This is a genomic window from Roseibium sp. HPY-6, assembly GCF_040530035.1.
GTDB lineage: Bacteria > Pseudomonadota > Alphaproteobacteria > Rhizobiales > Stappiaceae > Roseibium.
The window spans coordinates 412,821-426,574 of the sequence record NZ_JBEWCD010000003.1; the positions used below are offsets into that span (position 1 = coordinate 412,821).

General features: G+C 57.5%; 17 protein-coding genes. 10 read left to right on the forward strand and 7 right to left on the reverse strand.

The features are described 5' to 3' along the window. Window positions 1–82 precede the first annotated feature (82 nt). The gene (mtgA, locus tag ABVF61_RS27900) at window positions 83–820 is read right to left on the reverse strand and encodes a monofunctional biosynthetic peptidoglycan transglycosylase (protein WP_353996882.1); all 738 of its coding nucleotides are present in this window, start codon (window positions 818–820) and stop codon (window positions 83–85) included. Next, window positions 807–2,027, reverse strand: coding sequence for a class I SAM-dependent methyltransferase (locus ABVF61_RS27905; RefSeq protein ID WP_353996883.1), 1,221 nt, complete (start codon window positions 2,025–2,027; stop codon window positions 807–809). Before ABVF61_RS27905 ends, mtgA begins: the two co-directional genes overlap by 14 nt. A gap of 205 nt (window positions 2,028–2,232) precedes the next feature. Between ABVF61_RS27905 and ABVF61_RS27910 the strand changes: the two genes are divergently transcribed. Next, window positions 2,233–3,138: a polyprenyl synthetase family protein gene (locus ABVF61_RS27910; RefSeq protein ID WP_353996884.1), complete on the forward strand. Its 906-nt coding sequence runs from the start codon at window positions 2,233–2,235 to the stop codon at window positions 3,136–3,138. On the opposite strand, the gene ABVF61_RS27915 is transcribed toward ABVF61_RS27910, so the two are convergent. From ABVF61_RS27915 to ABVF61_RS27925, 3 genes are read right to left on the reverse strand one after another with little or no spacing between them, the layout of a single operon-like run. Beyond that, entirely contained in the window at window positions 3,122–4,066 is a 945-nt protein-coding gene (locus tag ABVF61_RS27915) for a prephenate/arogenate dehydrogenase family protein (protein ID WP_353996885.1), read from the reverse strand. The genes ABVF61_RS27910 and ABVF61_RS27915 overlap by 17 nt on opposite strands. 17 nt (window positions 4,067–4,083) lie before the next feature. Continuing rightward, window positions 4,084–5,220 (reverse strand): histidinol-phosphate transaminase, encoded by a 1,137-nt coding sequence (hisC, locus tag ABVF61_RS27920; RefSeq protein WP_353996886.1) that lies wholly within the window; start codon window positions 5,218–5,220, stop codon window positions 4,084–4,086. Then, the gene (locus tag ABVF61_RS27925; protein ID WP_353996887.1) at window positions 5,217–6,086 is read right to left on the reverse strand and encodes a chorismate mutase; all 870 of its coding nucleotides are present in this window, start codon (window positions 6,084–6,086) and stop codon (window positions 5,217–5,219) included. Before ABVF61_RS27925 ends, hisC begins: the two co-directional genes overlap by 4 nt. A gap of 225 nt (window positions 6,087–6,311) precedes the next feature. Here ABVF61_RS27925 and metX point away from each other — a divergent pair, with 225 nt between their 5' ends. Beyond that, complete coding sequence (gene metX / locus ABVF61_RS27930; RefSeq protein ID WP_353996888.1) at window positions 6,312–7,514, forward strand: homoserine O-acetyltransferase MetX; 1,203 nt, start codon at window positions 6,312–6,314, stop codon at window positions 7,512–7,514. Between the two features lies 1 nt (window position 7,515). Continuing rightward, entirely contained in the window at window positions 7,516–8,148 is a 633-nt protein-coding gene (gene metW / locus ABVF61_RS27935) for a methionine biosynthesis protein MetW (RefSeq protein WP_353996889.1), read from the forward strand. Between the two features lie 63 nt (window positions 8,149–8,211). Here the strand turns inward: metW and ABVF61_RS27940 are convergent, their stop codons facing one another. Continuing rightward, the gene (locus tag ABVF61_RS27940; RefSeq protein WP_353996890.1) at window positions 8,212–9,012 is read right to left on the reverse strand and encodes a class I SAM-dependent methyltransferase; all 801 of its coding nucleotides are present in this window, start codon (window positions 9,010–9,012) and stop codon (window positions 8,212–8,214) included. Between the two features lie 149 nt (window positions 9,013–9,161). On the opposite strand from ABVF61_RS27940, the gene gloB reads away from it, so the two are divergent. The 4 genes from gloB to ABVF61_RS27960 all read left to right on the forward strand — a co-directional run bounded on the left by gloB (window position 9,162) and on the right by ABVF61_RS27960 (window position 11,214). Next, entirely contained in the window at window positions 9,162–9,944 is a 783-nt protein-coding gene (gloB, locus tag ABVF61_RS27945) for a hydroxyacylglutathione hydrolase (protein ID WP_353996891.1), read from the forward strand. Between the two features lie 124 nt (window positions 9,945–10,068). Beyond that, complete coding sequence (locus ABVF61_RS27950) at window positions 10,069–10,275, forward strand: hypothetical protein (protein ID WP_353996892.1); 207 nt, start codon at window positions 10,069–10,071, stop codon at window positions 10,273–10,275. A 59-nt stretch (window positions 10,276–10,334) separates the two neighbouring features. Then, on the forward strand, window positions 10,335–10,781 hold the full coding sequence (locus tag ABVF61_RS27955) for a cupin domain-containing protein (protein WP_353996893.1): 447 nt from the start codon (window positions 10,335–10,337) through the stop codon (window positions 10,779–10,781). 10 nt (window positions 10,782–10,791) lie between these two features. Then, window positions 10,792–11,214, forward strand: coding sequence for a hypothetical protein (locus tag ABVF61_RS27960; protein WP_353996894.1), 423 nt, complete (start codon window positions 10,792–10,794; stop codon window positions 11,212–11,214). A gap of 64 nt (window positions 11,215–11,278) precedes the next feature. On the opposite strand, the gene ABVF61_RS27965 is transcribed toward ABVF61_RS27960, so the two are convergent. Then, window positions 11,279–11,896 (reverse strand): FMN-dependent NADH-azoreductase, encoded by a 618-nt coding sequence (locus ABVF61_RS27965; RefSeq protein ID WP_353996895.1) that lies wholly within the window; start codon window positions 11,894–11,896, stop codon window positions 11,279–11,281. 139 nt (window positions 11,897–12,035) lie between these two features. Here ABVF61_RS27965 and ABVF61_RS27970 point away from each other — a divergent pair, with 139 nt between their 5' ends. The 3 genes from ABVF61_RS27970 (at window position 12,036) to ABVF61_RS27980 (ending at window position 13,731) form a co-directional block, all read left to right on the forward strand. Continuing rightward, window positions 12,036–12,659, forward strand: coding sequence for a CGNR zinc finger domain-containing protein (locus ABVF61_RS27970; protein WP_353996896.1), 624 nt, complete (start codon window positions 12,036–12,038; stop codon window positions 12,657–12,659). Between the two features lie 73 nt (window positions 12,660–12,732). Further along, window positions 12,733–13,137 (forward strand): GNAT family N-acetyltransferase, encoded by a 405-nt coding sequence (locus tag ABVF61_RS27975; RefSeq protein WP_353996897.1) that lies wholly within the window; start codon window positions 12,733–12,735, stop codon window positions 13,135–13,137. 105 nt (window positions 13,138–13,242) lie between these two features. Then, entirely contained in the window at window positions 13,243–13,731 is a 489-nt protein-coding gene (locus ABVF61_RS27980) for a DUF1993 family protein (protein ID WP_353996898.1), read from the forward strand. Window positions 13,732–13,754 lie beyond the last annotated feature (23 nt).

Below are 13,754 nucleotides of genomic sequence, written 5' to 3' on the forward strand. Positions count from 1 at the left end.
ACGTCAGCGTTTTGCCACCCCAAAGACGAAATTTTCTTGGCTGATTTTGGTCATTCGCCCCGGTGAACGAAGTGCTTGATGGTTAATTTGCCAATACGCAGCCGAAAATCGGCCCTGCGGAGCGGACGCGCGCAAGATTTGTCGCCGCCAGACGCCTGTGCCCGGCTGACGGTTTTGCAGGGTTCCGGCCAAGCGGATTGGGCAAAGCAGTCGCAAGGCGGGCCGCCTCCGTGCGTGTCAGATCTTTCGCGGCTTTGCCGAACCAGGCCTGCGCAGCGGCTTCGGCACCGAAGATTCCTTCACCCCACTCCGCAATATTGAGATAAATTTCAAGAACCCGCTTCTTGGAGAGGATTGCGTCGATCATCAACGCAAGCGGCAGCTCCAGCGCTTTGCGCACATAAGACCGTTCGCCCCACAAATAAAGGTTCTTGGCCGTCTGCATGGTAATTGTGCTGGCACCGCGCGGCCGCTCTCCTTCACTCAAAGCTTCGACCTGATCCTGGAGCGCGTCCCACTCAACGCCATCATTGGTGCAAAACCCGCTGTCCTCGGAAGTAATCACCGACCTGATCAGGTTCGGCGAAATCTCTTCAAGCGGCACCCATTCCCGGTCGACCCACAATAACTGGACATATCGGGCAATCATCAGCGTACTGACAGGCGGCACGACGGAATAAACGACCGTTAGAACGGGTGGAAGCAGAATCAGGACGAGGAGCAGTTGCAGCGCACGCCTGCGCAGCGCCTGCCAGAACGTTCGTTTCGTTGGGGACCTTGCAGCTGCTCCCTTCCCCGTAGCCGCTTTACCCCGTGCCATTCAGCTTCCGTTCGTTGTCGACAATGAAGTCCCGGATAATCGGCACGGCGTCGCGTTCTTTCGACAGAAGCAGCTGGAACACCATATTCGATCCGTGCAGAAAACCGAGCTCCACGGCGCACAGGTAAAACTCCCACATCCGGCAGAAGGCTTCATCGTAAAGCTCGGATGCGGCCTGGCGCTGCTGTTCAAATCGCACACGCCAGTCACGGATCGTATAGTAATAATGCAGCCGCAGGATTTCCGCGTCGCAGACCCATAACCCGAGGCGTTCGGTCGACGCAAAAACTTCCGACAAGGCCGGCACGTATCCACCAGGGAAAATATATTTGCGGATGAAGGGGCCTGTTGTTCCGGGCGGTGTCATCCGGCCAATCGAATGAATGACGGCAAAACCCCGTTCCGTCAGGCAGTCGCGCACCTTGCCGAAATAGGCATCTAGATGACCGATGCCGACATGCTCCATCATTCCAACGGAAATCACCCTGTCGAACTGACCCTCGAACTCACGATAGTCCTTCAGTACAAACGTAACCCGGTCCTGCACGCCCGCGGCCTCGACGCGTTCCTGTGCAATCTTCATCTGATCGGGCGAGACGTTCAATGAGGTCACGCGCGCACCGGCCTGCGCCATGCGGATCGCGAGGGATCCCCAGCCACCGCCGATTTCGAGCACTTCCATGTCGTCTTCCAGGTCAAGCTTGGCAACCAGATGGGTCAGCTTCGCGTCCTGCGCCGCTTCAAGGCTTGCGTCTTCAGACGTGTAGTAGGCACAGCTGTAGTTCAGTCCGTCATCGAGAAACAGCCGGTATAGCTCGGTCGACAGGTCGTAATGATGCTGCGCCTGTTTTTTCGCGCGTTCGACACTGTTCTTTTGATGATGGCGCCTCAGCGCTTTCCAGCCCTTGCGCAGGAGCCCCTGAACAGGGTGAGCCCCAAGCGGTGCCCGGTTGATGGAAAACAGGAACATGAAGTCATAGCACGTGGACCCTTCTTCCATTGTCATCGTGCCGTCCATATAAGCCTCCCCCGCAGCCAGCTCGGGGTTCAGGAAGAGGGATCGGTACAGCTTCTTGTCATGCAGTCTGATCGTAACCGTCGGGCCGTCTTCTCCTGAACCGAACTCATGTACCCCGCCATCGGTATCAATCACACGCATACGTCCGCGTTTGATAAAGGAACGCAGCAGGCTCGACAGCAATTTCATGGACAGGTCTCCGGGATTAACGTCCGATCGGTGTGGGCCCCACCGTCGGACAAAAGGCTTTACCGATCAATTTTTTAATTTCCAGCCTTGACGACAAAGAGAATTGGTTTCAGGGAAACCGGACCTGGGGCATGAGCAGGAAACGAGGACCCGTTCGCGCGCCCAACCAACAACGGCACTGGCGCAAGACCGCCCGGAGATTACTGTGACATTTGACCTCAAGCAGCATCTGGCGGCGCAAGCAAGCCGCATCGAAGCCGCTCTGGACCAGCTCCTGCAAGAAAATGCGCTTGAGGAAGAAACCGCGCGCCCGCCACGCCTCCTTTCTGCGATGCGCCATGGTGCGCTCAACGGTGGCAAGCGTTTGCGGCCCGTTCTCGTCATCGAAACCGCCAGGCTTTTCGCACGCGACGACGACGGCATTCTGCAAGCGGCATGCGCTCTGGAGCTGATTCACTGCTACTCGCTGATCCATGACGACCTGCCTGCCATGGATGACGATGACCTTCGCCGTGGCCAGCCGACAGTGCACAAGGCCTTTGACGAAGCAACGGCGATCCTGGCGGGCGACGCGCTCCTGACACTTGCCTTTGACGTGATTGGTGGCGAAACCGTTCATGACGACCCCACCGTGCGGCTGCGTCTCTCGCGGGAACTGTCGCGCGCCTCGGGAATCGGCGGCATGGCGGGTGGGCAGATGCTTGATCTCGAATCTGAGCACCGGGAGCGCACCGAAACCGAAATCCGTCTGCTGCAATCCATGAAAACCGGCGCACTACTGCGCTATGCCTGTCGCGCGGGCGCAATTCTTGCCGGTGCACCGGCAGAAGACGTGGAGCGGATCAGCCGCTTCGGCGAGATAATCGGCCTCGCATTCCAGCTTGCGGACGATCTGCTCGACGTTGAAGCCAGCTCGGAAGTCATGGGCAAGGCCACCGGAAAGGACGCCGAGGCAGGCAAGGCAACACTTGTTGGTCTTTGGGGTGCTCCCAAAACACATGATGAATTGAAAAGATTGCGCGCCGAATCAGAAGCGCTGCTGTCGCCTTACGGCGAACGTGCCGAAACGCTTACAGCCCTGGCAAACTATATCGTCAATCGTTCGAACTGACAGGGTTTCCAGCAACGTGGCGTCCGAAGTCCGGGGCGTCTGTTTCCTGACCTGCCTCGATAATCGAGCGCCGGATGCCTCTGGTGCGCGTGAAGAGATCGAACAGCATCTGTCCATCGCCCCAACGGATCGCGCGTTGCATAGCGGACAGGTCTTCGGAGAACCGCGCCAGCATCTCCAGGATGGCTTCCTTGTTGTTGAGACAGACATCGCGCCACATGGTCGGATCGGATGCCGCAAGACGCGTGAAGTCGCGGAAACCGGAAGCGGAATACTTGATGACCTGAGACTTGGTCACGGTGGCAAGGTCGTCCGCGGTTCCAACGATATTGTAAGCAATCAGATGCGGCAGATGGGAAACAATCGCCAGCACCAGATCGTGGTGCTTGGGTTCCATCAGATCCACATCCGACCCGCAGCCCTGCCAAAACGCCTTGAGCTTTTCCAATGCAGCTGCATCGACGTCTGCAGACGGTGTCAGGATGCACCAGCGCTGATCAAACAGGGTTGGAAAGCCCGCGTCCGGACCGGATTGCTCGGTACCTGCGATCGGGTGACCAGGAATGAAGTGGACGCCATCGGGAACATGAGGGCTGACCTGTTCGACAACGGATTCCTTGGTCGAGCCCGCGTCGGTCAGGATTGCGCCGGGCTTCAGTGCGGGCGCGATCCACTTGGCGACGGCTTCATTGGCCCCTACCGGCACACACAGGACGACGAGATCAGCCCCCTCAACGGCAACGGCGGCATCAAGCGAATAGTGATCGCCCAAACCAAGTTCTTCCGCACGCTGCAGCGTCGCCGGCGAACGCGTCGAGATGGCGATTTCTTTTGCGAGGCCGCGCTGGCGGGCAACCTGGGCAAGGGACGATCCGATCAGGCCAATACCGATCAGGGCGATCCGATCAAAAAGGGGAGCACCGGTCATGTGTTGTTGTTCTGCCTTCAGGCTTGTCCCAGAAAGTCTTTCAGATGTTGAAGAACGGCGCGATTTGCCTCTTCGGAACCGACCGTCATGCGCAACGAATTCGGCAGACCATAATTCCCGACCTGACGCAGGACGCACCCATGTTGCAGAAGATAGGCATCCGCATCTGCCGCACGTTTCCCTGGCTCGTCAGGAAAGTGAACCAGTACGAAATTTCCAACACTCGGCGTTACCTTCAAGCCGAGTTTTTCCAGCTCCTGGGTGATCCATGGGAGCCATTCGTCATTGTGTTCAATTGCCCTGGTAACGAACTCCCGGTCTTTGACCGCTGCGATCCCGGCCGCAATTGCCATCCCCGAAACGTTGAACGGCCCACGGATCCTGTTCAGCGCATCGATAATGTGTTTCGGTCCGAAGCCCCAGCCGATCCGCAGATTGGCAAGGCCATAGATCTTCGAGAAGGTTCGTGTCATCACAACGTTCTGCGCCGTCGCTGCGAGCTCGATCCCGCTCTCGTAATCGTTCTTGCGCACATACTCCCCATAGGCCGCATCAAGAACCAGAAGGATATGCGCAGGCAGTGCCTCGTGTAGGCGCTTGACCTCCTCAAACGGCAGGTAGGTGCCCGTCGGATTGTTCGGATTGGCGATAAAGACCATTTTCGTCTTGTCGTTCACCCTCGCCAGGATAGCATCGACGTCGGTCTTCAGGTTCGTTTCGGGTGCAACAACAGGCGTTGCACCCGCTGCCCTTATGGCAATGTCGTAAATCAGGAAGCCATGTTCGGAATAAATCGCCTCATCGCCTGACCCTAGATAGGCGTAGGCAAGAAAGCTCAGGATTTCATCGGAACCGGCGCCGCAGATTATGCGATCGGGGTGCAGGCCATAGATTTCGGCGATCGCGTCGCGAAGTTCGTTGGCAGCGCCATCCGGATAGAGCTCCAGATTTCTGGCAACAGTTTCAATGGCCGCTTTGGCCGCCGGACTTGCACCGAGCGGCGTTTCGTTGGACGAAAGCTTGTGCACGGTTTTACCGTGCGTGCCCTTGGACTTACCGGGAACGTAAGCGGCTATGTCCATGACACCGGCGCGCGGCTGCGGGCGATCCGGCTTGGTGTTGTCGGCGTGCGTCATGTGCGTCATCTCGTTCATCGTTGCGGCTCCTCGCCGCCAAATTCGTCGTCTTCATCGCCATCGGCATCGATTGGCGCGGCGTATCCGCCAACACACCGCAGGACATCCGGTTCAGCCCCTGCTGCAACACAGGCTTTGCGAACATCTTCTTCCGTCAATTCGCCTGATATGGCGAGCAGGGCATCGACACCGTTTGCCGAACGGAAGAAGCTCAGGACCTCGATACCCTGATCCATCAGCCTGCCCGGCAGCACATCCGACCAGCGTGCATCGTAAACGGCAACATCTGCAGTTTCCGCAAGACTGCCGGACCTGGCCAGAACAAGCGCTGGCAGATCTGCCGGCCGCTCGTCGAGCATGACGAAAGGCAGCCTTGCACGCACCTGTGCACCTGCTTCGCTCAAACCGCGCCACCAGGGCAACTCCGCCCGGTCCGTCAGGGCGACCAGGCCGATCGCTCCTTCGGACGATAGACCAACGGCGTCGACCACATCGGCAGCATCGCTGCACGGATCAAGTTCGGTCGCAAATCCGAAATTGAAGCGGGCGAGATCAAGCATCTCGATCAGCTCGGCACCGCCATCCAGATAAATGACCGGTCTGGTCTGCGCCGCAGAACACGCCCCGACAATGTCACGCCAGATGTGTTCAACCGCTGTCAGGGGCAATGATCCCTGATGCCGTTCCACCATTTGCCGGACACTGTCCGCATCCCTTTCCGGATCAAAAAAATCCGAAGTGGCACCACCAGATTCACGGGCGGTTTGAATTGCCGTCTCCAGCTCTGCGCGTTCCATCAACGCCTGGTGAATGCGCGTGTCGATATCGTCAACGCGCGCGCGCAGGTCAACATCGGTCGTCGCGCCGTCCGGTGCTTGCGGCATGTGGTGTTCCAGCCTTGGTTTTTTCGTCAGCGGCGCATAGTCATAGGCATGTGATCGCCCAAACGCAAAAGAAATCATTGACTCGGCAAGCAAGGCGCGGCTAGGTCGCCAGTCTGTCTGTAGTGCAGAACGGCTTCTCCATGCGAATCCTCGAGCGCAGACAGCTGCAAACTGACACAATCGGCGCGTTTTGAGAGTCGAAAAAACAAGATTGCCCAATTGATCATGCCAGCTGACAGTCAAAATCCGGCAGCACACGATACTGTAAAGGCGAATGAAGCGGAGACGCCTTCCAGCAAACTCGTGCGGTTTCCGGCGGAAGAGCCGCTGGAGCTGGATTCAGGCATCCGACTCGGACCGTGGCAGATTGCCTACGAAACCTATGGCGCGCTAAACACCGACCGGTCGAACGCCATCCTGATCTGCCATGCTCTGACCGGTGATCAGTATGTCGCGTCAACCAATCCTGTGACCGGCAAGCCGGGCTGGTGGAACCTGATGGTCGGGCCCGGTAGACCCATCGATACAGATCATTATTTCGTTATCTGTGCCAACGTGCTGGGCGGCTGCCTTGGCACGACCGGACCGGCGACTATCAACGCGGAAACGGGTGTGCCTTACGGCCTCGATCTTCCCGTGGTAACCATCCGCGACATGGTGCGTGCGCAGGCGCGCCTCGTGGATCACCTCGGTATCGAAACACTTTTCGCCGTCATCGGCGGATCGATGGGCGGCATGCAGGTGCTCCAATGGGCGGCCAGTTATCCGGAGCGGGTGTTTGCAGCCATACCGATTGCTGCGGCGGCCCGGCATACGTCGCAGAACATCGCCTTTCACGAAGTCGGTCGGCAAGCAATCATGGCGGATCCGAACTGGCGTGGCGGTAGTTACATCGAAGAAGGCGTCCGGCCAACCAAGGGCCTGGCAGTGGCCCGGATGGCGGCGCACGTCACTTACATGTCCGACGAATCCCTGCACCAGAAGTTCGGGCGCAATCTTCAGGATCGCGAGAACCTGACCTTCGGGTTCGACGCCGATTTCCAGATCGAAAGCTATCTTCGCCATCAGGGCATGACCTTCGTCGACCGCTTTGACGCCAACTCCTATCTCTATGTCACGCGGGCGATGGACTATTTCGATCTTGCACAGGAGTTTGGCGGCACCCTGCCGAATGCATTCGCGGATACAAAAACCCGGTTTTGCGTGATGTCGTTTACGTCGGACTGGCTGTTCCCGACATCGGAAAGCCGCAGCGTTGTGAAAGCACTCAATGCCGCTGCGGCAAACGTTTCCTTCGTCGAGATTGAAAGCGACCGTGGTCACGATTCATTCCTTCTGGACGTGCCCGAAATGTTCGATACCATCCAGGGCTTCATGACAGGCGCCGCCCATGCGCGCGGCATTCCAGCGCCGGGGGAGGCTCCCTGACATGAACCTTGCTCCCAGGCAGACACGCCCCGGCGAAGTTCGGGGTGACCACAAGGTTGTTGCCGCGCTTGTCCCGGTCGGCGCGCGTGTCCTTGATATCGGCTCGGAAGACGGCGCGCTTCTCGACCATCTCGTCCATGAACGCCAGGTCGACGGCCGTGGTGTGGAGCTGAGCCAGGCAGGCGTGAACCGCTGCGTTGCACGCGGGCTTTCCGTGATCCAGGGTGATGCCGACAAGGATCTCTCGGACTATCCGGACGACGCGTTCGACGTTGTCATCTTGAGCCAGACCCTGCAGGCGACCCGCGAGCCGAAGAAAGTCATGCGTGAGCTTCTGCGCATCGGCAAACAGGTGGTCGTTTCGATCCCGAATTTTGCCCATTGGCGCAACCGCATGCAGCTCCTGTTCCGCGGCCGTATGCCCGTTACGAAATACCTGCCCTATGAGTGGTACGACACGCCGAACATCCATTTCTGCTCGCTGCGCGACTTTGTCGAACTGTGCCATGAACTGGATGCAGACGTGGAAAAGGCGATCGCGCTGAGCGCGACAGGCAACAAGATCCCGGTCAACGCGCCCTGGTGGGTGTGGAATATCGTTGCTGAACAGGCCGTATTTTTGCTGAAACGGTGATCCTTAACCGCTCACGCGCGCCAGCGTTCCGACAAAGCCTTTTAAGAAACCGGCGTACCGCCGTCACGATCCTTCCGGCGCTTCACGAGACAACTGGATCCGCTGTGGTCGGACTGCCCGGACAGGCTTTAGCCCCGTCGCGACACCCTCGGGAATGAAAACCGGACGCAGCACTCTGAGACGGCTCCGTTTGCCGTCGGCCGGAAGGCTTTGGAACACGACTTTTTCCGCTTCCACGACCAGCACGCCGCCAAAGACCGGCCAGATTCTGCGGCCGATCCCTTCCCAGGTTCTTGCCGCACGCAGGATCGTGCGCGCCTTTGATGGCGGCATGAACAGCGCTTCCTTATCGTCGACAACGTTGAATTCGCAGCTCTTGAGAAGGTCTTTTAGCTGGCCGCTTGAATAAGGGCGGCCGTACCCGAAGGGTGACAATTCGGATTGCGCCCAAAGCCCGCGCCTGTTCGGCACGACCGCAATCAACCGGCCACCGGGCGACAACAGGCGCCAGGCTTCCTTGAGCATAGCCTCCGGATCCGAGCAATGGTCGAGCGCATGCACCAACATGACCCGGTCAAAGGATATGTCGGGAAATGGTAACGCCGCATCCTCCACCAGCGCACACGTACTGTCTCGCTCCCGCGGCCAGGGCACAGCACCTTGCGGCGCTGGCATGGCAGCAATCGCGCGTTCCGCCATGTCGAGATACGGCCGCATGAATGGCCCGGCATAACCAAGCCCCAAAAGCCGTTGTCCGTTCAGATCCGGCCACATTTCCCGGATAGGTGCACCGATCAGGCTTCTAAGCAGGCGCCCGAGCGGTAAATCGTAAAATGCACGCAAATGAACGACGTCGAGATACATAAGGGCACGGGCCTAAAATCGGGTTCGAACTGGCTTGAGGCGGACTGCTCCTCTGCGGGGACTGAAAGCGCAGGCTTCCCGTCTTGCCCTCCGGCTTCCTGTTTGCCACTGTGACAATCAACAAGTCAATCACTTCGGAAACCTTCCTCATGACCTTGAACGACACAACCGAGATCCTCCAGTTTCCCTGCCTTAACGACAATTTCGGCGTGTTGGTTCACGACACCGGGAGTGGCACGACCATCGCCTTCGATGTCCCCGACAGCGGGCCTTACGAGAAAGCGCTGCAGGAAAAGGGCTGGACGCTTACGCACATTCTCATCACGCATCACCATTGGGATCATGTGCAAGGGCTGGGTGAGTTGAAGCAGAAGACAGGCGCGACAGTTTTTGGCCCGGCCAGGTCTCGCCAGAAAATTACCGAGTTGGATCGCTTCGTAGAAGACAGCGATCACATTCGCTGCGGTCCCTACGAAATCAAGGCGATTGCAACGCCGGGCCACACGCTCGATCAGATTTCCTGGTACATCCCGGTGATCGGGATGGCGCATACGGGCGACACTCTGTTTTCTCTCGGGTGCGGCAGGGTGTTTGAAGGCGACAAGGAAATGATGTGGTCGTCCCTCGCCAAGCTCTTGCGGGAACTCCCTGACGACACGAAAATCTATTGCGGCCATGAGTACACGGCAGCAAACGCGGCTTTTTCACTCACGATAGAGCCGGACAACGCGGACCTAAGGGCGCGTGCGGAAGAAGTGAAACAATTGCGGGCGGACAACCAGCCAACCCTGCCGACAACAATGGCCTTGGAGAAGGCGACCAATCCGTTTCTAAGAGCGGGTGAGGCATCCGTTGCGGAGGCGCTCGGCATGTCGGGCAAATCAGCCACAGAGGTTTTTACGGAGATCCGCACACGAAAAGACAACGCGTAGGCCTGTTTCATTGCCAAGCGTTCCGTCGGCAATAATACTCAAACCATTTCTGCACACTAAGCCTTAAAACCCCGGTTTCTGTCCCCCATATGGTTGCCATTGTGATCATGTGAGGGCAGAAACCATGACACCCGCAAACATTCCGGCGTCCACATCCCGCACGGCCGAACAGCGTGCGCAGGACGTCGTTCACCGCATTGTCAGCCAGGCGGAAGCAATTCCAATGCATCACGGTGGCGGCCACAAACTCGATATGCAGATCCTCTACGATGAGGTGGTGGCTGCGCTTCGGGAAACGATTGACGATCTTGCCTATTGTTCCGAGGCGTGAGTTTTTTGTAACAATTGCGAACAACATCCATTTTGACTCTTACCGAATTCGTTGTTCCAATGTCACCTTCCTCCAATCTGACCGCCAATGAGGTCGTTGACCTCCTGAAAATGCAGCCTCATCCGGAAGGCGGGTATTTTGTCGAGACATTCCGGGACGACCTCACCGACGCCCACGGCAGGGCGGCCTCCACCCTGATTTACTTTCTCCTCCCCGAAGGCGTGCTGTCTCGGTGGCACAAGGTCGATGCCGCTGAAACCTGGCACTGGTACGCAGGTGCCCCTTTGGAACTGTCGATCAGCGCCGAAGGTAAGACCAAGAGCGTTGTCCGGCTTGGAAACGACCTTGTCGCCGGCGAACGCCCTCAAGGCATTGTGCCGCGTGCCGGCTGGCAGCAGGCTCGTTCCCTGGGCGCGTGGACGCTGGTTGGCTGTACGGTTGCGCCCGGTTTTCAGTTCGAGGGATTTGAAATGGCGCCGGACGGGTGGGAGCCAGGCGGATCATAGGAGTGCGCCTGTGCGTGGAAGAACCATTCGCGGATATCTGATCAGCCTGGCCGTCGCGAGTGCAACGATCATCCTGACACTGAACTTCGTTCAGCCCGGCGGCCCAGGGGGCATAAATGCTGCACATTTGCTGATCTTTGGGGTTGTGCTCTTGGTAACCGGGGCGCTCACAATCATTCCATCAATATTCCTGATCATGGCGTCCGAGAGGAATGCGATCAGAAATCCGCTTTTCTATGTCGCCTTTTCAAGTCTGCTGAGCATTTTCGTACTTCCGGTAATTTCACTTCGTATGGACCTTCAAATACTCACGCAGTCGCTAGTCTTTCTGCCCGGCGGCATCGCCTCCGGCTGCACCTACTGGTGGTTCGCAGGCCGAAAGGCAGGCAAACGACCGGAAGATTTACAGAAGCAAATCAACGTCTTCGACTGACCGACGGTCACCCCGGAACGCGAGCCGGTCTTCCGGGGCGACAGACGTCTGAAACAGCGTTGGATCAGGCGGCGGCCTTGGCGCGTGCGACGGCGGCTTCGAGATCAGCGTCCGGATTAATGGTCAGGATACTTGGCTGGTGCCGCGTGGTCACAACGGTCTTGATGCCGACAAGCCCGAACCACCAATCCATGTAGGCCGAGTGAAAGTCTTCGCCGTACTTCTTGTCTGCGCCCGGTGCATATACTCCGGAACTGTAAAACACATGTGCCGTCTTGTTTTCCAGCAACCCGAAATACCCTCGTTCCGGTTCAAATCCGAACAGGAGACCCGGTTGCGTGATTACGTCAATATAATGCTTCAGCTTGTAGGGAATGCCGCCGTTCCACATCGGAACGTTGAAGACATATTCGTCTGCCTCAATGAACCTTTGCGTGACTTCAACAACCTGGTCCCAAGCGCTCTTGCCTGCAGCATCCATTTCTCCGACGCCGAAGAAAGACAGTTTGGCAGCGTTTTTGTCACCGTCGAATTCCGGCAGGTCTGCCGACCAAAGGTTCAGGCTGTCGACCTGGACCGCCGGCTCTCTTTGTAACCGCGCACTGAGATAGGTATCGGCCAGAAGAGCGGACTGAGATTTCGGCCCGCGCGGGGAGGCGTTGATATGCAGGATCTTGGTCATTGCGGAAAACTCCTTGCGATGAGATATCAAAACTTGGCAACCATCTAAATACATATTTGACGGTTACAAACAATATCGATAACCATCAAAATCCTAATTTGCAGGTTTCAAAAACCCGTGAAGATGTCAGGAAACCCCATTGAGCGAGCCGCAAAAACCGCCCCCAATCCTCATCGCAGATCACCCGGCGCTCGATTTTCTGAACAGCGTGGGCGCCCCGCACGGCACCGAGATCGAGTGGATCAACAATGGCGCAGCTTTGCTGTCGTGGATGACGGCGGCGGGTCTGTTAAGCGAAGCCGGGGCCTCTGGCATTGCGGAGAGCGCCAGTACGAAAGACCTTGACGAAACCGCAGCGCGCGCAAGGGATCTGCGTGAATGGTTTCGTGATCTGATTATCCGTCAAGACGGACTTTCCGGTTGGAAGCTGGCACCAGACGAAATCGAGCTTATTAGCCGGATCCTGTCGAAAGGCACCTATCGGTTTCAGCTCCAACCAGGAGACTCTGACGAAGCGCAGCTTCGTCTTTCAAGCGGTTACGAGATCAACGAGGCAGAGGACCTGCTGGTCCCGATTGCGCACCAGATTGCAGACCTTTTGAGCGAAACAGATTGCCAGCTGACGCGAAATTGCGATGGACCAACCTGCACATTCTGGTTCACTGACATTACGAAGAACAAGAAACGCCGGTGGTGCGACATGAAGATCTGCGGCAATCGCGCCAAGACTGCCGCCTTCCGTGAGCGCAAGAAACAATCGTAAAGCGAACGAAATTTACGACGCTGCAGACAATGCGATCGTTGCATCTGAACGGGATTTCAGGAATCGTTGAACCATGTGCAGCATCAGATCCGGACGCCTTTCCGACTATCCCGTTATCCGTCAATATGATGAATTCATGGGCGATCGGCGGCTTGACCTGCAGGCCGGAGAATTGCGTGTCGCCGACGCCGAAGGCTCAGAGGCGATTGGGTATCTCCGCATTTCACCAAAAGGCTTCTTGAACTGGCCATTTGTCGCTTACCTCTGCGTGAAATCGGAGTTTCGCAATCACGGCGTGGGAAGACAGTTGATCGAGCACGCCATCCAGGACGACAGATATGTTCGATTGTACATCTCGACCGAAGCAAACAACTTTGCGATGCAATCGCTTCTTAAAAAGATTGGGGCGGACGAGATCGGATACGCGGACCAACTGAATTTCAGCAACGAAAGAGAATTGTTCTACCGGCTCAAGTGATGCCCGCGACCTCTCAACTGCGGAAGTTCCTGGCGTTTTGGGCGAACCTGCCAGCGGACGAGTACAAAGCGCCTACTTTCGGGAAAGATGAAGACGGAGAGCAGGATGAATGAGCAGACGGGACCCGACGAGGCGCTCGTGGCGGCAGTCGGACACTACCTGGACCAGTCAGGCAAGCTCCTGAAACTGGTATCTGACCAACCAAACGCCGATGAGTTGCTCGCCATTCAGCTTGCGCCGGATGCATTCGATACCGGATTTCACCTCGCGGTCGCCATTCAGTTCGCAGCGCGCGCGTTGTGCCTGCCGGTGGGACATCCCGTGCCGGAAATCGTTGAGCCCTACAGCCTGAAGAGCCTCAGGTCTTTGCATGAGGATGTTCGGACCGCGATCAATCAGATCCCGCCGATCGATTGGGACAGCAACGTTTCGCACATCGCAGGTGAAGCTGAGCTGACACAACGAGCTGCTGACTATGTCGTGTGTTTCGCCTTTCCAAACATGCTGTTTCATTTCACGCAGGCCTATGCCGGTTTGCGTCACGCAGGCCTGAAGATCGGAAAGGCGGATTTCGACGGGCTGCATAAGTACTAGCTCACATCGAGAACTGCCACGAC

Coding starts and splice junctions, on each gene's coding strand:
- mtgA (WP_353996882.1), bottom strand. CDS start 820: ATGGCACGGGGTAAAGCGGCTACGGGGAAGGGAGCAGCTGCAAGGTCC.
- ABVF61_RS27905 (WP_353996883.1), bottom strand. CDS start 2,027: ATGAAATTGCTGTCGAGCCTGCTGCGTTCCTTTATCAAACGCGGACGT.
- ABVF61_RS27915 (WP_353996885.1), bottom strand. CDS start 4,066: ATGACCGGTGCTCCCCTTTTTGATCGGATCGCCCTGATCGGTATTGGC.
- hisC (WP_353996886.1), bottom strand. CDS start 5,220: ATGAACGAGATGACGCACATGACGCACGCCGACAACACCAAGCCGGAT.
- ABVF61_RS27925 (WP_353996887.1), bottom strand. CDS start 6,086: ATGCCGCAAGCACCGGACGGCGCGACGACCGATGTTGACCTGCGCGCG.
- metX (WP_353996888.1), top strand. CDS start 6,312: ATGCCAGCTGACAGTCAAAATCCGGCAGCACACGATACTGTAAAGGCG.
- metW (WP_353996889.1), top strand. CDS start 7,516: ATGAACCTTGCTCCCAGGCAGACACGCCCCGGCGAAGTTCGGGGTGAC.
- ABVF61_RS27940 (WP_353996890.1), bottom strand. CDS start 9,012: ATGTATCTCGACGTCGTTCATTTGCGTGCATTTTACGATTTACCGCTC.
- gloB (WP_353996891.1), top strand. CDS start 9,162: ATGACCTTGAACGACACAACCGAGATCCTCCAGTTTCCCTGCCTTAAC.
- ABVF61_RS27950 (WP_353996892.1), top strand. CDS start 10,069: ATGACACCCGCAAACATTCCGGCGTCCACATCCCGCACGGCCGAACAG.
- ABVF61_RS27955 (WP_353996893.1), top strand. CDS start 10,335: ATGTCACCTTCCTCCAATCTGACCGCCAATGAGGTCGTTGACCTCCTG.
- ABVF61_RS27965 (WP_353996895.1), bottom strand. CDS start 11,896: ATGACCAAGATCCTGCATATCAACGCCTCCCCGCGCGGGCCGAAATCT.
- ABVF61_RS27975 (WP_353996897.1), top strand. CDS start 12,733: ATGTGCAGCATCAGATCCGGACGCCTTTCCGACTATCCCGTTATCCGT.
- ABVF61_RS27980 (WP_353996898.1), top strand. CDS start 13,243: ATGAATGAGCAGACGGGACCCGACGAGGCGCTCGTGGCGGCAGTCGGA.